This is a genomic window from Microbacterium sp. MAH-37 (assembly GCF_009758255.1).
In the GTDB taxonomy this organism is placed as follows: domain Bacteria; phylum Actinomycetota; class Actinomycetes; order Actinomycetales; family Microbacteriaceae; genus Microbacterium.
This window is the reverse complement of sequence record NZ_WSEN01000004.1, coordinates 114043-132015: the sequence shown is the minus strand read 5'-3', so window position 1 is coordinate 132015 and position 17973 is coordinate 114043. Positions and strand designations below refer to the sequence as shown.

Here is a 17973-nt window from a genome sequence, read left to right as displayed (position 1 = left end):
GTCAGCCCTTGACGACCCAGTCGAACTGGTCGCCGTTCTCCTTCAGCCAGGCATCCACTGCCTCGGCCTCCTTGCCCTTGCCGTACTCGTTCACGACCATGTCCTCGAGCGAGCCGTACTGGTCGTCGTCGAGCTTGATCTTGCCGGCCAGCTCGGCCGCCTCGGGGAACTCCTCCGCGAAGCCCTTGTGACCCATGAAGTTCAGGGTCTCCGGGGTGCCCATGGCCCCCTTCGGGTCCTCCAGCGTCTTGACGTCGTACGCGGTGTTCGCCCAGAACGGCTTCCACAGCGTGACGACGACGTCCTTCTTGCTGTCGATCGCCTCACCGAGCACGGTGAGCATCGCGGCGGTCGACGACGTCTCCAGCTTGTACTCGCCGTCCAGGCCGTACTCCGGGATCATCTTGTCCTGCGTGACACCGGTGAGGCCGGCGCCCGGCTCGATGCCGATGATCTTGCCGTCGAACATGTCGCCGTTGCCCTTGAGCTCCTCGATCGAGTCGATCTTCGTGTAGCTGGGCACCGCGATGGTCAGCACGGCGTTCTCGTAGTACGCGCCGATGTCTTCGAGGTCGTCGCCGTACTTCTTCATGTACTCGGCGTGCGTGACCTCGGGCCAGGCCGACGGGTACATGTCGACGTCGCCCTGGGCGAGGCCGGCGTACAGCGGGCCGGCCTCGGTGAGCGTGGTCATCTCGACGTCGTAGCCGAGCTTCTCGTACTGGTCCTGCAGCAGGTAGGCCATGCTGAGGCCGTCGGTCCAGGACGGGATGTAGCCGAGGGTGATCGTGCCCTTGGCGCCGTCGCCGGAGCCGCCGGGATCCGAGTCCCCGCTGTTGCCCGCGCAGCCCGCGAGGGCGAGGGCGGCGGTGACTCCGAGAGCGGCGACAGCTGTGATGCGTCCGTACTTCATGGTGTGGGTCCTTCCGTATGTTTCTTCTGCTGTGTTTCGTATGGGTTCGGGTATCAGGCGGGGACGGATGCTGCGGCATCCGCTCGCCGGCTCCGCTGCGCGGCGCGCCGGCGTGCGGCGGAACCGAGCAGGGAAGAGGGGTACTCGCCGGGCGTGCCCAGCGCGGCGGTGACGCGGTCGAGGTAGACCGCGATCAGCACGACGCCCAGGCCGGCCTCGACACCCAGCGGGATGTCGACGGTCGAGATCGCCTGCACGACGTCCTTGCCGAGGCCGTCCGCGCCGGCCATGCCGGCGATGACCGCCATCGACAGGGCGAGCATGATGACCTGGTTGACACCGGCCATGATCGTCGGCATCGCGAGCGGCAGCTGGATGCCGCGCAGGATCTGCCCCTTCGTCGCGCCGAAGGCCTGCCCGGCCTCGACCGTCTCGGAGTCGACTCCGCGGATGCCCAGCTCGGTGAGCCGCACGCCCGGCGGGAGCGAGAAGATCACGGTCGCGACCAGACCCGGCACGACGCCGATGCTGAAGAACACGATCGCCGGGATCAGGTACACCATGGCGGGCATGGTCTGCATGAAGTCCAGCACCGGCTTCATGATCGCCCGCACGGTGGAGCTGCGGGCCGACCAGATGCCGAGCGGGATCGCGATCGCGATCGCCACGATCGCCGACACCAGCACCAGGGCGAGAGTCTGCATCGCGGACTCCCAGGCGTCCATGCTGACGATCAGCACGAACGAGATGATCGTGCCGACGGCGAGCTGCCACGAGCGCACCAGCCAGGCGATCAGGGCGAAGATCAGGATCATCAGCGGCACCGGAGTGTTCACCAGGATGTCCGTCAGGCCGTTCACGAGGAACTTCACGACGAAGGAGATGACGTCGAGAAGGCCTTCGAGGTTGTCCTTGACCCAGTTGATGACGTTCTCGACCCAGTCGCCGATCGGAATGCGGAAACCGTCCATCAGAGCACCTCCTCCTCGGTGGCGTCAGCCGCGAAGGCGGCGCCGCCACCCACCGGAGTGCCGACGGTGTCGGCGGGCTCGCCGAGCACCTCGTTGATCGTCGCCTGCGGCATCGGCTGCAGCGGCAGGGTGAGCTCCTCGGTCGCGGTCGTGCCGGGGCCGAGTGCGGCGAGCAGCGTGATGCGCGGAATGACGCCGACCAGGCGGTTCTGGTCGTCGGTGACCGCCAGCGGCAGCACCGACTCGACGGCCGGCACGAACAGGTCCATCAGCACGGAGTCCTCGTTCACGGCCTGCGGCGCCGGCTTGATCACCGTCTTGAGGTCGCTCGCCCCCTTGCGCACCAGCTTCACGGCATCCCGGTCGGTGACGATGCCGAGCAGCGTGCGGTCGCGGCCGACGACGTAGGTCGCCGACATGTAGGCGTCGCGCATCTGGCGCAGCGCCGTGCGCGGACCCGCCGACTCGGAGATCACCGGACGCGGACGCTCCATGACGTTCGCGGCGGTGAGCACGCGAGCGCGGTCGACGTCCTGCACGAACTGCTCGACGTAGTCGTTCGCCGGGTCCGTGAGGATGTCCTCCGGAGTGCCGATCTGCACGATACGACCGTCGCGCATGACCGCGATCCGGTCGCCGAGGAACATCGCCTCGTTCAGGTCGTGCGTGATGAACACGATGGTCTTCTGCAGCTTGGCCTGCAGTTCGACGAGCTGCTCCTGCATCTCGCGGCGGATCAGAGGATCCAAGGCCGAGAACGCCTCGTCCATGAGCAGGATGTCGGTGTCTGCGGCGAGCGCACGGGCGATGCCGACGCGCTGCTGCATACCGCCGGAGAGCTCGCCGGGCAGCTTGTCGCCCCAGCCCGAGAGACCCACCAGGGCGAGGATCTCTTCGGCCTTCTGCAGGCGTTCGGCCTTGCCCACGCCGCGCAGCTCGAGCGGGTAGGCCACATTCGCCGACACGGTGCGGTGCGGCAGCAGCGCGAAGTGCTGGAACACCATCGAGATGCTGTCGCGACGGATCTCGCGCAGGCGCGATGACGACGCCTTGGTGAGCTCCTCGTCGCCGATGAGGAGCTCACCGGCGGTGGTGTCGTGCAGGCCGTTGAGCATGCGGATGAGTGTGGACTTGCCCGATCCGGACAGTCCCATGATGACGAAGATCTCGCCTCTGTTGACCGTGAAGCTCGCGTCGATGACAGCTGCCGTTCCGGCATCCTTCACATCGTCGCGGCTCTCGCCGGCCTTCAGCCGTTTCACGGCCTGGTTCGGATTCTTGCCGAACACCTTGTACAGATGACGCGCTTCAAGAGCGGTTTCAGACACGCTTCCCCCGTGGCTCACCTCGGGTGGGTGAGCCCACTTCGGTTACGCCCGGGTGGTGATCACGAGGCCGTTCGACTGCGTCGTGCTGGCGGCACTGGCCCGGATTTCGGATCCGGGCAGAGATCACCGACCATACGCCCGCATCTCACACCAGTAAGCACAAAAATTCGAAGGAAGACACGGTCGCGGACTGGTCTTCGGGCCGTCAGGCCCGCATTCCAACGTAACGAGTGGCTGATCGGGTGGCAAATTCTGTCACCCGATCGTGACCGGCGTCAACGCTTCGTGGACTTTGTGACCGTGAATTTCGAGGTGCGTTCGACCTGCTCCGTCGGCCCCACTTCGCGCTGCAGGACACGGCGGTGGTCGAGGTGCGAATTGAACACGGTCCACACCTCTCCGCCGGGGTTCGTGAGACGCGCGGCGGCCTCGATCAGGCGGTGCCCAGCCGCCTCGTCGACGGCGTTGCCGAGGTGGAACGGCGGGTTCAGGAGGACGAGGTCCGCGGTGTTGTCCGGCAGCTCGGAGCCGGCGTCGTCGATAGTGACCTCGACGTTGGTGATGCCGTTCGCGGCCATGGTCGCGCGCGCCGAGCGCACGGCCGCGGCCGAGCGATCAGTCGCGATCACACGGGATGCCGGATGAGCCAGCGCATAGGCTGCGGCGAGCGCCCCGGTGCCGCAGCCGAGATCGATGACGACCTCCGAGCTGCGGATGTCAGGGAGCACGCCGAGGAGCACCCGCGTGCCGATGTCGATGCGGTCGCCGGCGAAGGCGCCGCCGTACGCGCAGAGCGTGAGTCCGTCCGCCGACCTCCCGACTTCTGCACGAGATCCTGCCGAGACCCCGAGTTCTGCCCGAGATCCCTGTTCAGCACGTGGGTCTCGCGCCGAGGTCGGGGTCTCGCCGGCGAAGGAGTGACGCGTCGAGACGGGGAAGGGTGGGGGCGCGTCGGGGCGGCGCAGGATGCGCGCCATGATCAGGCGCGACTTCCGCTCGGCGCGCTGCGGCTGCACGTTCTCGAAGTGCCGTGCGAGCACGTCGTTCTGGCCGAGGGCCATGTGCTTGACCCTCCCGCCGGCGATCAGCATCGCATCGGGCTCCGCCCAGCGGGCGATCGCGTCGGCGATCTCGTCCAGTTCGGCCAGCGACTTCGGCAGCTGCAGCAGCACGAGCCGGGTGCCGGAGAGCAGGCTCTCGTCGAGTTCATGCTGTGCGAAGGCCGGATTCTCCAGATCGTCCGCTTTGTCACCGGCGTGTCCAGGTGCGGCGCGCCGCGCAGCATCCGTTCCGTCTGTGATTCCCAGCGTGGCGGCGTTGCGCGCCAGCGCGCGCCGGCCGGTCACCAGGTCCTGATGCACGCGGATGCCGCGCATCCCCGCATCCGCGAGAGCGAGCGTGATCGCACCGTAGGCGTCGCCGATGACGGCGATCTCGTCACCGGGGATGCCGCTCGCGAGCGCCTCGCGCACGAGCAGCTCGTCGGTGGCATCCCAGGCCTGCAGGTTCGGCGCCTCCACGTCGGGCGCGCGGCGCAGGCGCGTGAAGTCGAACTCGGGCACCCGCTCAGCGTATCCGGCCGCGACCGGAGGCCTCTTGACTTCGTTCAAGTTAGATGGTTACTTAGTCAAGTAACTAACCACCTAACCGGAGGCGACGTGTGATCGACGAAGGCAGGCCGCTGTTCCTCCAGATCGCGGAGGCGATCGAAGGGTCCATCCTCGACGGCACGCTCGCCGAGGACGGGCAGGCCCCGTCGACCAACGAACTCGCCGCGTTCTACCGGATCAATCCGGCCACGGCCGCGAAAGGCGTCGCCATGCTGACGGACAAGGGCATCCTGCTCAAGCGCCGCGGGATCGGCATGTTCGTCGCTCCCGGCGCTCGCGCCATCCTGCTCGCCGAGCGTCGCACCGCCTTCGCCGAGAAGTACATCGACCCCCTCATCGCCGAGGCCCGCACGCTGGGACTCGGCCCTGACGACCTGACCGCACTGCTGCAGGAGCGCGCCGCAGCATCCACCGAAGGGAGCTCCTCATGACCACAGTCATCGACGTGCAGAACCTCACCAAGCAGTACAAAGACAAACTCGCCCTCGACAGCGTCTCGCTGAGCATCGAGGAGAACACGATCTACGGCCTGCTCGGCCGCAACGGCGCCGGCAAGACGACGCTCATGTCGATCCTCACCGCGCAGAACTTCGCCAGTTCCGGCGAGGTCCGCGTCTTCGGCGAGCACCCCTACGAGAACACCGGGGTGCTCAGCCGGGTGTGCTTCGTGCGCGAGAGCCAGAAGTACCCCGACGACTCCACCCCCACCCACGTGTTCCGCGCGGCCAGGCTGTTCTTCCGCAACTGGGACCAGGAGTTCGCCGAACGCCTGATCGACGACTTCCAGCTGCCGATGCGCACTGCGGTCAAGAAGCTCTCCCGCGGGCAGACCTCGGCGGTGGGAGTGATCATCGGACTGGCCTCGCGCGCCGAGATCACCTTCTTCGACGAGCCCTACCTGGGGCTCGACGCCGTGGCCAGGCAGGTGTTCTACGACCGGCTGATCGAGGACTACGCGGAGTTCCCGCGCACGATCATCCTGTCGTCGCACCTGATCGACGAAGTCGCGAGCCTGCTCGAGAAGGTGATCGTCATCGACGGCGGACGGATCCTGCTGAACGAGGACACGGATGCCGTGCGCGGTCGCGCCACGACGATCGTCGGCGACGCGACGAAGGTCGACGCCTGGGTGCGGGGCCGCGAGGTCATCCATCGCGAGGGTCTGGGACGCGTGGCATCCGTGACCGTGCTCGGCCACCTCGACCCCGCCGAGCGCGCGGCGGTCAAGGAGGACGGTCTCGATCTCGTGCCCGTCTCGCTGCAGCAGCTGATCGTCCGCCTCACCCAGAACGCCGCATCGCCGGCATCCGATTCCGCCGCACTCGCCGAGGAGGTCCGCTGATGCGACGCACGCTCAACGTGGTCAGGCTCCAACTGATCAACAGGTACACCTTCATCTGGATTCCGCTGATCATCCTGGCCAGCGCCGTGCTGGTGTCGGTGGTCATCTACGCGCTGATCCCCGTCGACACGCCGAAGTACGGTGGCGGCAGCCAGGCCCCGCTCTGGATCTATCTGGCCGTCGGCATCTCGGCGATGACGTCGACCTTCCCCTTCTCGCAGGCCATCAGCGTCACGCGCCGGGAGTTCTTCCTCGGCTCGATGGTCGCCGCAGCGATGAGCAGCGCGCTGATGGGCATCCTGTTCATCATCGGCGGCGGTATCGAGCTGCTCACGCATGGATACGGTGTGAACGGCTGGGTCTTCCACCTGCCGTGGGTCTGGGAGGCCGGGCCGATCGGCGCCTTCACGGTGTACTTCACGCTGGCGCTGCTCTTCTTCGTCATCGGCTTCACGTCGGCGACGATCTTCAAGCGCTGGGGGCCGCTCGCCCTCACCGTCGTCGGCATCGTGCTGGTGGCCGCTCTGGCAGGAGCGGCGCTCCTGATCACCCGCCTCGAGCAGTGGGGACAGGTGTGGGAAGGCATCATGCAGCTCGGCGCCTTCGGCCTGGCACTGTGGGGACTGGTGGTCACCGTCGGGTTGATGGTCGTCTCGTTCCTCACCATCCGCCGGGCGATCCCGTAGCGTCAGGCGCCTTCCTGCACCGGATGGATCTCATCGGCGACGAGGCCGTGCGCCTCCCGGTGCACGGTGATCGCAGCCTCCGCATCGGGCGCGTCGACCAGGCAGAAGATCTTCCCGCCCGCTTCGTCGACCCAGTACTGCAGGTAGTTCACGTCGTGCTCGCCCTGAGTGGCGAGATCGGCGGCGTGCGCTTTGGCGACATCCTCCATGCTCACGGCGTCGCCGAGCGTGTGGACATCCATGTACAGCGGCATGATCGCACTCCCCTTCGTGATGGCCGCCCCAGCGGCTCGATGCGACGGATGGTACGCCCCTCCATGAGCCGCGCGGAATAGGGCGAATCCCGTAGGGAGAACACGCTCCCGGATGCCGGATACTTGTGCGCATGGCCTCATCGTTGACCGTCATCGACCACATCCTGCCGACCGCCCCTCTCGGCGCGGTGAACCCGCTTCCCGCTGTGGCTGCGATGCCGCAGGCGCCCTATGAGGCGTCGACCGACGGGCTGCCGGCGCGGATCGCCCGCGGCATCCGATATGGGCAGGTGACGAGCATCCACCCCTACCTGCTGCAGGACCAGTATGGCCGTTCGCGGTCCGAGGCGCCGATGCGCCTCGCGGTGCTCGAGAACGAGCACCTGCGTGCGGAGTTCGCCCTGGATCTCGGCGGCCGGCTGATCGGGCTGGTCGACAAGGCCACCGGCCGTGACCTCGTCTATCGCAACGAGATGCTGCAGCCGGCGAACCTCGCGCTGCGCAACGCCTGGTTCTCGGGCGGCGCGGAGTGGAACATCGGCATGCGCGGGCACTGGCCGCTGACGTGCGACCCTCTCTACGCCGCCGCGCTGACCGGACCGGACGGCGAGCCCGTGCTGCGGATGTGGGAGTACGAGCGCGTGCGCGGTCTGATCGTGCAGATCGACGCGACTCTCGCTGCCGACGCCCCGGCGCTGCACGTGCACGTGCGGGTGCACAATCCGAAGGATGCCGAGGCCGGCATGTACTGGTGGACCAACATCGCGGTGGCGCAGTCGGCAGGCAGCCGGGTGTTCGCCCCGGCGACGACCGCCTACAGGACCGACTACGACGGATCGCTGAAGGCCGTCGATTTCACTGTTGACGACGCGTCGCGCCCGGCGGCGGCACCGGCCGCGGCGGACTACTTCTTCGACATCCTGCCGAGCGAGATGCCGTGGATCGCGGCATTGGATGCCGGAGGCGCCGGGCTCGCGCACGTCTCGACCGTCCCGCTCACCGGTCGCAAGCTGTTCGTCTGGGGTGACACCACCGGAGGACGGCGCTGGTGCGACTGGCTGGGTGGTGCGACCGGCGAGTACTTCGAGATCCAGGCCGGCCTCGCCACCACGCAGTACGAGCATCTGCCGATGCCCGGCGGGGCGACGTGGGAGTGGACCGAGACGTTCCTGCCGGTGCAGGTCGACGCCGGGTTCGAGGGCGAGTGGACGGACGCGACCGCAGCCGTCGGCGCGGTGGTGCGCGGCGCGTACGGGGAGCTCGGATCAGCCGGTCTCGACCGCCTCTCGGCGGTGGCGGATGCGGAGCCAGGCACGCTGCTGTCGACCGGATCGCCGTGGGGCGCGCTGGAGCAGGAGCTCGCCGCCTGGGCGGGCGAGATGTTCGACGGGCTGCCCGGGGTGCGGTTCTCGCGCGACGGTGCCGAAGGCGCCTATTGGGCGGAGCTGCTCGATGCGGCGTCGGAAGTCACGGATGAAACGGATGCCGCGCGGCGCGCCACGGGCGGACACGCCGGCCCCATCACGGACGATCCGTCGAATCCCGCGGACGCGCAGGACACCGGGCCAGCGCACGCGCCCGCCGCGTCGGAGATCACAGACGAAACGGATGCCGCAAGGCGCGCCACGGGCGGACACGCCGGCCCCGACACGGATGATCCGTCGATTCCACCGGCCTCGTACGTCGCCGGCGCGAGCTGGGACCGGCTGCTCGCAGCATCCGCTCCGTCGTGGCAGGTCGCGTACCACCGTGCCGTCATCGCGCACGCGGCGGGCGATCTCGACCGGGCGCTCGCACTGTATGCGGAGTCCGAGGCGCAGCATCCGACCGCCTGGGCCGCGCGCGGTGCCGCGCAGGCGCAGCAGGCGAGAGGCGACGACGCGATCGAAGCATTCGAGCGGGCGTACGGGCTGGCGCCCGACAGCATCCCGCTCGCGCTCGAGTTCGGCGCGATGCTGCTGGCCGCGGGACGGAGCCGCCGGTTGCGCAGTCTGCTCGACGGGCTGTCGAACGACGTCGCCGAGCTCGGGCGCTTCCGTGTGCTCGCCGTGCAGGCAGCCCTGGCTTCCGGTGACCGCGTCGAGGCCGGGCGCATCCTCGAGGCCGGCTTCGAGGTGCCCGACCTGCGCGAGGGCGAGCTGAGCATGTCCGCGCTGTGGCACGAGGCGTTCCCGGGCCGGCCGGTTCCCGCGCAGTACGACTTCGAGATGGCGCCGGAGGCCTGAGGCGCCTGAGACCCTCGGATCCTGAGCGAGCGAAGCGAGACGAAGGGCGTTGGCGTCCTTCGTCTCGTCGCGGGCGCTCCTCGCTCAGGAGCCGGAAGGCGCGCTCCCGGACCCTGAGCGGGCGCCAGGGAGGATGGTCAGATCGTGTCGTCCGCCGCGACGATGTCGAGCTGCCAGGCCCGGCCGTCCGGGTCGGAGCGGTCGTGAGCCTCTTCGGCTGCACGGATCTCCCGTGACAGCCGCTCGGTGAGCGCGGTGAACTCCGCCTGCGTCAGGCGCAGGTTGTTGACCATGAGAGTGCCGTGCTGGCCGTGCTCCTCGTCGGTCAGCGTCGCGACAGCATGCGCGACCACGCGCTGCATCAGCGCGGCATGATCCTCGGCGAGCGCCGCGACGACGGCGTTGCCGAGCGCGATGTCCTCGTCGTTCGCCGCCGCCCCGATGTTCAGGGATTCCTTGATCGGGGTCCACACCCGGTCCCGGCCGTCACGCGCCTGCTCCGGCGCCTCGACGATCAGCCCTGCATCGGCCATCACCCGCAGGTGGAAGCTGATCTTGTTGGCGGGCTGACCGAGCTCGTCGGCGATGTCAGCCGCGCGCAGGAACTCCTTCTTCGCGAAGACCCGCATCATGTCGCGGCGCAGCGGATTGGCGAACACCTTGAGCATCGCCGTCGTCATGGTCCGCGACGTACGTTCCTCCTGCTCAGCCATGCCCGCAGTCTACTCAGAGAAAATTGCGCGATTCTACTTGCGCAACTTTATTTGTGGGTTTAGATTCATCCTCATGACCTCCCTCTGGCGCAATCTGCAGTACGTCTCGTGGCTCGTGAGCGACACGAGCAAGGGACTCGCCGCCGCACTGTTCCGGTTCGCCGTCCCGCTGATCGCGCTGTTCGTCACGAACGACCCCGCCCAGGCCGGCATCATCGGCGGCGTCGGCGTGGCCGTGAGCGTGTCGCTCACGCTGTTCGGCGGCGTGCTCGCCGACCGGCACCGCCGCATCACGCTGATGGTCCTGGGCGCGTCGCTCGGCATCGCGCTGTCGCTCGCGTTCACGCTGCTCGCCCTCGGCGATGCGCTCACCTTCGGCACCCTGCTCCTCCTCCAGGTGCTCCTCGCCGCCCGCGCCGGACTGTTCGACCCGTCCGGCGAGGCGGCGCTGAAGGATCTCGTCTCGGCTGACACGATGGGCCGCGCGCAGGCCGCGAACCAGGCGCGGGATGCCGCGCTGCAGCTCGCCGGCGGACCGATCGGTGGCGCACTGCTGGTCGTCGGCGGGTGGCTGGTCGGCGCCGTCATGGCCGTGTGCCAGCTGGTCTCGGCGATCGCGGCGGCGCTGATCCCTCGGCTGCGTGGCGCGGCCGCGTCGGAATCCACAGACGAAACGGATGCCACAGGGCATGTCTCCCCGGAACACGCCGGCCCGGTGACCGACGGTCTGCAGATTCCGACGTCGGATGCCGCACCCCAGGCATCCGGTCCCAAGCCCAATGCCCTCCGCGAGATCCGCGAGGGATTCGCCTGGCTGTTCTCGCGTCCCGACCTGCGCGGCGTGCTGCTGATCACGACGGTGATCAACCTCGGCATCAACACTGTGATGACGACGATCGTCTACTCGCTGCAGCAGGACGGGCAGTCTCCGACGACGATCGGCTGGCTCAGCGCCGGCATGGGCGTGATGATGCTCGCCGGCGCGCTGATGGCGACGCCCCTGGTGAGCCGGATCGGCGCCGGCAAGCTGATGATCATCGGCCTGATCCTGCTGACGATCGGCGCCGCCGCGACGATCCTCACCCGTGAGCCGTGGGGGATCGTGCTGGTGATGGCCGTGCCGAGCCTGCTGCTCGCACCGTTGAACGCGGGCCTCGGGGGCTATTTCATGGTCGCGACGCCGTCGGAGGTGATGGGCCGGGCCGCCAGCGCGTCGGCCGTGTTCGGCATGGGCGCGATGCCGCTGGCTCCGCTGATCGCCGGCTTCGGGCTGTCCTTCCTCGGACGCACCGGCACCATCACCATCGGCGTCGCACTCTGCGTGATCGCCAGCGCCATGGCGGTCACGAGCCGCTCGCTGCGCTCGCTGCCCGCCGAGGCCGGCTGGGCCGCGCACGCCGCGAAGTTCACGGATGCCGGCCGGGTTCCGGCATCCGTCCGCTGAGTCCGCCCGTCACACCTGCAGGCACGATTCACGGCCGTAGACCCGGATGCCGCGGATCTGCCTGCATCCGTTGCGTCCGCCTGCAGACGTGACGGGGTCAGCCGGCTTCAGACGGTCTCGTCGCCGGCCAGCAGGTGCACCTGCCAGAGCGGTGCATCCGGGTTCTCTCGGTTCGCGACCGTGAGCTCCTCGATCCGGGTGCGGAAGTCGTGCACCAAGGTGCGGAACTCGGCCTCCGTGAGCCGCGCGTTCATGAACATGAAAGTGCTGTGCGCATCGTCCTCGCCGGAGTGCGCACTGTGGAACGCGTTGACCCGGCGCATGAGGTCGAGGTGGTCGTCGTCGAAGCCCCGAGCGATGGCGGCGTCGAGTTCGGGATCGCCGGTCGCGCCGACGGTCATCGTCCCGGGGATGGCTTGCCAGACCCGGTCGCGGCGGTCGCGCGCGTGCTCGGGAGCCTCGCGGATCAGCCCGGCTTCGCCGAGGACTCGCAGGTGGAAACTGACCTGATTCGCGGGCAGCTCGAGGTCGGCGGCGAGGTCCGCCGCGCGCGCGAAGTCGCGTGCGGCGAGCCGGCGCAAGATGCTGCGCCGCGTGGGATGCGCGACCGCCCGCAGCATTCCGAGCGACATGGCTGATACCGGATCACCCGGCTGTGGCTCGTCGACCATCTCCCCATGATAGACACCATCCATTGCGCACCGACTGTTGCGCAATGGATGGCGCGAAACTATGGTGAGTGCCATGAGCACACCGTCACGCCTCTGGTCGAACTCCCGCTACGTCACCTGGCTGGTCAGCGACACGGCGAAGGCGCTGGGCGGCGGGCTGGCCACGTTCGCCCTGCCGCTGATCGCTCTCCAAGTGACCGGCGAGCCCGCTCAGGCCGGCATCATCGGCGCCGTCGGCATGGTGGTCATCCTGTTCGCCTCGCTCTATGGCGGCGTGCTCGCCGATCGGCACGACCGCGTGCGACTGATGGTGATGGGAGCTGGTATCGGTGGCGCACTGATCGCGGGGATGACCGTGCTGATCGTCACCGGCTCCTTGAACTTCGCGGTGTTGCTCGGCGTCGAGATCGTGCTGTCCACCTTCTACGGATTGTTCGACATCGCCGGAGAGTCCGTGCTGAAAGACATCGTTCCTGCCGACGCGCTCGGCCGAGCGCAGGCGGCCAACCAGGCGCGCGACGCGATCCTGCGCCTCGGTGCGACACCGCTCGGCGGCGTGCTGCTCGCCACCGGCGCCTGGTTGATCGGAGTCGCGATGCTCGTCAGCTCGGCGGTCGAGGCCATCGCCGCGGTCGCGCTCGGGCGGATGCGGCGCACCGACCGCATCTCGTCCCGTTCCGCGGTTCCTGATCGACGAACCGAGCGACGAGACGACGAGGGGTCGACGACCGCGGTGACGGCGAGGTCGGGCGCGCTCGCCGAGATCCGCGAGGGGGTGAGCTGGCTGATGCGCCGACGGGATCTGCGGCCGATCCTGTTCACCATGACGGCTGTGAACCTGGGGTTCAGCACGGCCACCACGACGATCATCTATCTGCTGCAGCAGCGAGGCGAGTCGCCGGCCGTGATCGGTCTGCTCGGCTCCGCGATCGGCGCGGCGACGCTGATCGGGGCGCTGCTGGCGACTCCGCTGGTCTCCCGCGTACGCGCCGGCACCATCACGATCGTCGCGCTGGTCCTGCCGGTGGCGACCGTCGGGATCCTGCCCTTCACCGACTCCGTGCCAGTGATGATCGCAGCCCCGGCGATCGCCCTGCTGTTCACTCCGCCACTGAACGCTGCTCTCCTCGGCTACTCGATGGTCGCGATCCCGACCGAACTCGTCGGGCGGGTGCGCAGTGCGATGACGGTGATCGTCAGCGGAGCGATGCCCCTCGCGCCGCTGATCGCCGGTGCGGGCCTTTCGACGGTCGGTCCCGCGGTGACGCTCGGCATCGCCGCGCTTCTCTGCGCGGCGACCTTCGTGTTGGCGCTGTGCACCCCCGCGCTGCGCTCGCTGCCCGCCGAGGCCGGCTGGGCCGCGCACGCCGCGAAGTTCACGGATGCCGGCCGGGTTCCGGCATCCGTCCGCTGAGCCGGCCTGCCCGCGTCAGGCCGTCATGCCCCGCCAGATCACGTCGAGCGCGGACCGCAGCCGGGCGCGGGTGTCCTCCGCCGACAACGACTCCCCTCGGACCACGATCTGGTAGTACGCCACCCCGGCGATCGCATCGAAACAGGCCTCGACGTCGAGATCGGCACGCAGGATGCCGCGCTCGACGCCCGCGCGGAGCGCGCTCTCCAGCGGCACGCGGCGCCGCGCGACGTGCGAGCGCCAGTACGCCCGCTGCAGTGCACGATCGGCCATCACCAGCCGGATGCGCTGCCGGAACCTCTGCTCGGAGTAGCCGGCGGCGTCGGCCGGGTCCATCAGCCCGGCGAACACCGCCTCGCGCAGGTCCACGTCCGCGGGATACGCCTCGGGAACGGTTCGCCCGACATCGAGCGCTGCGGCGATCAACACGGTCAACGACTCCCATCTCCGATACAGGGCCGCCCTGCTCACCCCGCTGCGCGCGACGATCCGGGAGACGGTGACCTGCTCCTCCGCATCGATGAGCTCCAGGGTCGCCGCGATGATCTGCTGATCGATGTCCTCGTCGCGCGGGCGACCGGGGCCGCGCCGCACCGCGACCCCCTCCGTCACGAGCGTGCTCACGACGCGAGCGCCCTCTCCCGAAGGCGTGCGATCGTGGCGTCCGAGAGTCCGGCGTCGCGCAGCGGCTGCAGCGGGTCGCCGTGCCGCTCGCGCAGCTCGCCGAGCATCCGCCGCATCGACACCGACATGTCGCCCTCGGCCAGTGCGTTCCCGCCGAGCCGTTCCAGGTCCATCCCCAGACTCGCGAGCAGCGGCCCCATGACCGAGCTCGTGCGAGTCATGATCGCCGGCATGTTCGGCGCGGTCCGCGCGTAGTCGACGACGATGTCGTCGTCGGAGGCGCCCAGCGCGAGCAGCAGCGCTGCCGCGAGCACGCCGGTCCTGTCCCGGCCGGCAGCGCAGTGGAAGGCCGTCGCCCCCGGCGCATGCGCGATCACGTTCAGCGCCGAGACCAGTTGCCCCGAGGCGTTCTCGACCATCGCGACGTACATCTCGCCCATCGACTCATGGGTGAGCGCGACGCCCTCGCGCATGGGACCGCGCACATCGGACATCAGCGGGAGGTGGTGGTACGAGACGGCGCGTGCCCCGAGAGGGCCGCGCCCGGTGATCAGGGCCTCGTCCGTGGAGCGCAGGTCGATCACGGCCGTCAGGCCGTCGCTCAAGAGGGCGTTCGCAGCATCCGTCGTGACGAGCGACAGGTCGTCGGCGCGGACCGCCAGGCCCTTCCGCAGGACGCCGCCGTCGATCGGGATCCCTCCGAGATCGCGCAGATTCACCGGTGCGCTGAGCACGATGTCGATGGTGGCCGTGGTCATGTGATCCTCCTCCGGATCAGGGCGCTGCCCTGGTCGATCGCCGTGACGAGCACGATGATGCAGATGATGATGGCGCTGAGATGTCCGTAGTCGTACATCCGCATCGCCGTGGTGAGTTCGAGGCCGATGCCTCCGGCACCCACGAGGCCGAGGATCGTCGCACCTCGCACGTTGCCCTCGAAGAGCAGCAGCGTGTACGAGACGAGCAGGGGCGCGGCCTGCGGCAGGATGCCGTACTGGATGACCTGCCTGGGCGAGGCACCGACCGCCTGCATCGCCACGATCGGCCCTTGATCGGCCGACTCCATCGCCTCGGCGAAGATCTTGCCGATCGAGCCGATCGACCCGAGCGTCATCGCCAGGATGCCGGCGAACGGTCCCAGTCCGACCGCGGAGACGAACATCAGCGCGAAGACGAGGTCGGGGACGGAGCGGATGATGTTCATCATCCAGCGCGACGGATAGTACAGCCATTTCGGGGCGATGTTCGACGCTGCGCCGAACGCGATCACCAGTGACAGCACCGCTCCGAGCACGGTGCCGACGATCGCCATCTGCAGCGTCTCGACGAGCAGGCGCAGGATCACGTCGAAGTGCGAGAAGTCCGGCGGGAACAGCCGGGACAGGAACTCGCCCATGTTCACAGCGCCCTCGCCGAGCTTGACGAAGTTGAACTCGGCGCCGGCTGCCGACCAGATCAGCACGATGACGGCGATCGGCAGCCCGATCAGGAACCGGGTGCGCGGCAGATGCACCGCGCTCTCCAGCCTGTGCCGCTGCGCAGCGGACAGCTGCGGGCGATCGGCACGCGTGCGGCCGCGGGGCTCAGCGGTCGTCGTCATCACGGTCCTCCTCGTCGTAGAGCGTCGCGAGCACGCCGGCATCCAGTCGCGATGTCGCGTCGGAGACGACCATCTCGCCGTGCCGCAGGCCGACGATCCGGTCGCTGTGCGCGAGCGCGAGCGGCAGCACGTGCAGGCTGACGAGCACGGGGATCCCGTCCTCCGCGGCGATGCTCCGCAGCAGGCTCAGCACCGAGTCGGCGAGCTTCGGGTCGAGCGATGCGACGGGTTCGTCGGCGAGGATCAGCCTGGGCCGCTGCATGAGCGCCCTGGCGATCGCGACCCGCTGCTGCTGCCCTCCGGACAGCGAGCGTGCCGGCTCTGACGCCTTGTACGCGATCCCGACCCGGTCGAGCAGCTCCATGGCACGGCGCCGCTGGGCGCCGGTGAAGCCGCCGACGAGGTTGAACGGACCCGCGCCGTGCAGGGCCCCGGTGAGCACGTTGGTGAGCACGCTCAGCCGCGGGATCAGATTGAACTGCTGGAACACCTGACCAACATCGGACCGCAGCGTGCGCAACTGTCCGTGTCGCAGGTTGGTGACGTCGTGCCCGGCGACCCGCACAGTGCCGGCGCTGATCGGGGCGAAACCGGTCAGGCTGCGCATCAGCGTGGACTTCCCCGACCCCGATGCGCCGAGCAGAGCCACGGTCTCGCCGGGGAACAGGTCGAGGTCGACGCCGTCGAGCACCGTGGTCTCGCCGTAGTCCACGCGCAGCCCGCGCACCGTCACCAGAGGCAGTGACTGCCGGATCTCCGCTGTCGTGGGCACTTTCGCGGGCTCGGTGACCGCGTTCGCGGCGTCCGCCGTCACGCTCATTTCAGGTCCTTGAGTTCGACGCCGGCCACCGAGGCGATCTCGGCGAACGAGGCGAACAGGTCCTTCTGCGGTTCGACGACCTGCTCCGCTGCCGCGAAGGAGCCGAAGGCGCCGAGCTGCTCGGCGTTCTCGGGAGTGAACACGGCGGCGATGCCCTTCTCGATCGCGGCGCGCGTGTCGTCGTCCAGCGACTGCCGCCCGAGCACGGCGCCCTGCACAGCCATCGACGGGCTCTCGCCGACCGCGCGCCACTCGCCGTCCTCGAAGGGGAACATCGGCTTGCCCAGTTCGGTGAGCATGACAGCAGTGCACGCGGCATCCACCTGCCCCTGGGCGAGCGCGGCAAAGCTGCCCTCGTGCCCGCCGGCGAAGATGGCCTCGTAGTCCTCGTCCCGCTCCAGGCCAGCCTCGTGCAGCATGTACACCGGCATGAAGTAACCCGAGCTGGAGGCCTGGTCGGCGAACGCCACGGTCTTGCCCTTCAGATCCTCGACCTTCTGCACCGGCGAGTCGTCCAGGACCACGCAGGTCGAGACCGGCTTGCCGTCGCCCTTGAAGGCGACGAGGGCGTCAACCTCACCGGTGTTCACCGCCAGCGCCGACGGGAAGCCGCTCATGATCCCGATGTCCACGTGGTCGGAACGGATCGCCTCGACGACGCTGAGATAGTCGGGCACGTCGGTGACCTCCACCTTCCGGCCAGTCTCCTTCTCGAGCATGTCGGCGAACGCCTCGATGGGGTTCTCCGCGGTGGGATCCTCCCCGACGGGGAGGGTGGCGATCGTGATCGGGGCGTCCGGGTCGGACGGTGCCGCCTCGGCGCTGCCCCCGGAGCATCCGGTGAGGGCGAGCGCGGCGACGCCGAGGAGTCCGACCGCAGGCAGGGTGTAGCGACGCATGATGACCTTTCGGGGGAAGGAGTTCCGGGATTCCGAGAACACCGGTATTCCAACTCCCGAAGGTGACGAGGAATTAGGAGACCTCCGTACCTCGAATCGAACGCTCCATGAACGTCAGGTGACGGCGGTCAGTCGGCCGCGCCGCCGAGATCGTCGAGCAGCTGCACCGCGGCGCGCGCGTACTCCCCGATCCACCTGTCGTGGATGCGCTTGATGGGCAGCGGGGCGAGCATGAGCCGCCGCTCGCGGCCGCGCCTCTCTCCGATGACGAGGTCCGCGCGCTCGAGCACCCTCAGGTGCTGCAGCACGGTCGTGCGGTCGAGCTCCGGGAAGCAGGCGCACAGCTCGCCGGTGGTCCGTGGCGACTCTCGCAGCCGATCCAGCATCCGCCGCCTCACCGGCGCGGCGAGCGCCTTGAAGACGAGATCGTCACTGTCGGAATCGGATGACACGTTGTAA

The 17973-nt window shown here is 68.8% G+C and carries 19 protein-coding genes; 6 read left to right on the top strand and 13 right to left on the bottom strand.

All coding sequences use genetic code 11. The annotated features are described in order from the left end of the window. Position 1: 1 nt before the first annotated feature. From GON06_RS04055 to GON06_RS04040, 4 genes are all read right to left on the bottom strand, one after another. Positions 2-913 (bottom strand): glycine betaine ABC transporter substrate-binding protein, encoded by a 912-nt coding sequence (locus GON06_RS04055; RefSeq protein ID WP_157311035.1) that lies wholly within the window; start codon positions 911-913, stop codon positions 2-4. Between the two features lie 53 nt (positions 914-966). Beyond that, positions 967-1884 (bottom strand): ABC transporter permease, encoded by a 918-nt coding sequence (locus GON06_RS04050; protein WP_157311034.1) that lies wholly within the window; start codon positions 1882-1884, stop codon positions 967-969. Then, positions 1884-3212, bottom strand: a complete 1329-nt coding sequence (locus tag GON06_RS04045) for a quaternary amine ABC transporter ATP-binding protein (protein ID WP_332837148.1) — start codon at positions 3210-3212, stop codon at positions 1884-1886. The genes GON06_RS04050 and GON06_RS04045 overlap by 1 nt, the downstream gene beginning before the upstream one ends. Positions 3213-3487: 275 nt before the next feature. Next, positions 3488-4774, bottom strand: a complete 1287-nt coding sequence (locus GON06_RS04040) for a class I SAM-dependent methyltransferase (protein WP_332837147.1) — start codon at positions 4772-4774, stop codon at positions 3488-3490. 98 nt (positions 4775-4872) lie between these two features. On the opposite strand from GON06_RS04040, the gene GON06_RS04035 reads away from it, so the two are divergent. Genes GON06_RS04035 through GON06_RS04025 form a run of 3 tightly spaced genes read left to right on the top strand, consistent with a single transcriptional unit; the run spans position 4873 to position 6850 of the window. Then, complete coding sequence (locus tag GON06_RS04035) at positions 4873-5253, top strand: GntR family transcriptional regulator (protein ID WP_332837146.1); 381 nt, start codon at positions 4873-4875, stop codon at positions 5251-5253. After that, positions 5250-6164 (top strand): ABC transporter ATP-binding protein, encoded by a 915-nt coding sequence (locus GON06_RS04030; protein WP_157311032.1) that lies wholly within the window; start codon positions 5250-5252, stop codon positions 6162-6164. Before GON06_RS04035 ends, GON06_RS04030 begins: the two co-directional genes overlap by 4 nt. After that, positions 6164-6850, top strand: coding sequence for a hypothetical protein (locus GON06_RS04025; RefSeq protein WP_157311031.1), 687 nt, complete (start codon positions 6164-6166; stop codon positions 6848-6850). Before GON06_RS04030 ends, GON06_RS04025 begins: the two co-directional genes overlap by 1 nt. 2 nt (positions 6851-6852) lie before the next feature. Here the strand turns inward: GON06_RS04025 and GON06_RS04020 are convergent, their stop codons facing one another. Continuing rightward, entirely contained in the window at positions 6853-7104 is a 252-nt protein-coding gene (locus GON06_RS04020; protein WP_157311030.1) for a DUF4242 domain-containing protein, read from the bottom strand. Between the two features lie 131 nt (positions 7105-7235). Between GON06_RS04020 and GON06_RS04015 the strand changes: the two genes are divergently transcribed. Next, positions 7236-9329, top strand: a complete 2094-nt coding sequence (locus GON06_RS04015) for a DUF5107 domain-containing protein (protein WP_157311028.1) — start codon at positions 7236-7238, stop codon at positions 9327-9329. Positions 9330-9466: 137 nt separating this feature from the next. Here GON06_RS04015 and GON06_RS04010 read toward each other — a convergent pair whose 3' ends face one another. Next, positions 9467-10042, bottom strand: coding sequence for a winged helix-turn-helix domain-containing protein (locus GON06_RS04010; protein ID WP_198346593.1), 576 nt, complete (start codon positions 10040-10042; stop codon positions 9467-9469). Positions 10043-10115: 73 nt separating this feature from the next. On the opposite strand from GON06_RS04010, the gene GON06_RS04005 reads away from it, so the two are divergent. Further along, positions 10116-11486: an MFS transporter gene (locus GON06_RS04005; protein ID WP_157311026.1), complete on the top strand. Its 1371-nt coding sequence runs from the start codon at positions 10116-10118 to the stop codon at positions 11484-11486. Positions 11487-11593: 107 nt separating this feature from the next. Here the strand turns inward: GON06_RS04005 and GON06_RS04000 are convergent, their stop codons facing one another. Continuing rightward, positions 11594-12157, bottom strand: coding sequence for a winged helix-turn-helix domain-containing protein (locus GON06_RS04000; protein WP_198346592.1), 564 nt, complete (start codon positions 12155-12157; stop codon positions 11594-11596). A gap of 73 nt (positions 12158-12230) precedes the next feature. Here GON06_RS04000 and GON06_RS03995 point away from each other — a divergent pair, with 73 nt between their 5' ends. Further along, positions 12231-13571, top strand: coding sequence for an MFS transporter (locus tag GON06_RS03995; RefSeq protein ID WP_157311024.1), 1341 nt, complete (start codon positions 12231-12233; stop codon positions 13569-13571). A gap of 15 nt (positions 13572-13586) precedes the next feature. Here the strand turns inward: GON06_RS03995 and GON06_RS19040 are convergent, their stop codons facing one another. The 6 genes from GON06_RS19040 to GON06_RS03965 all read right to left on the bottom strand — a co-directional run bounded on the left by GON06_RS19040 (position 13587) and on the right by GON06_RS03965 (position 17966). Continuing rightward, positions 13587-14195 carry a TetR/AcrR family transcriptional regulator gene (locus GON06_RS19040; protein WP_332837145.1) on the bottom strand — a complete coding sequence of 203 codons (609 nt, stop codon included), beginning with the start codon at positions 14193-14195 and terminating at the stop codon, positions 13587-13589. Beyond that, positions 14192-14953, bottom strand: coding sequence for a tyrosine-protein phosphatase (locus GON06_RS03985; protein WP_157311022.1), 762 nt, complete (start codon positions 14951-14953; stop codon positions 14192-14194). Before GON06_RS03985 ends, GON06_RS19040 begins: the two co-directional genes overlap by 4 nt. Continuing rightward, the gene (gene phnE, locus GON06_RS03980) at positions 14950-15795 is read right to left on the bottom strand and encodes a phosphonate ABC transporter, permease protein PhnE (protein WP_157311020.1); all 846 of its coding nucleotides are present in this window, start codon (positions 15793-15795) and stop codon (positions 14950-14952) included. Before phnE ends, GON06_RS03985 begins: the two co-directional genes overlap by 4 nt. Then, positions 15779-16615 carry a phosphonate ABC transporter ATP-binding protein gene (locus tag GON06_RS03975; RefSeq protein WP_157311018.1) on the bottom strand — a complete coding sequence of 279 codons (837 nt, stop codon included), beginning with the start codon at positions 16613-16615 and terminating at the stop codon, positions 15779-15781. Before GON06_RS03975 ends, phnE begins: the two co-directional genes overlap by 17 nt. Further along, positions 16612-17514 carry a phosphate/phosphite/phosphonate ABC transporter substrate-binding protein gene (gene phnD, locus GON06_RS03970; protein WP_157311016.1) on the bottom strand — a complete coding sequence of 301 codons (903 nt, stop codon included), beginning with the start codon at positions 17512-17514 and terminating at the stop codon, positions 16612-16614. The genes GON06_RS03975 and phnD overlap by 4 nt, the downstream gene beginning before the upstream one ends. Positions 17515-17642: 128 nt before the next feature. Continuing rightward, entirely contained in the window at positions 17643-17966 is a 324-nt protein-coding gene (locus tag GON06_RS03965; protein ID WP_332837144.1) for a helix-turn-helix domain-containing protein, read from the bottom strand. Between the last annotated feature and the right edge of the window lie 7 nt (positions 17967-17973).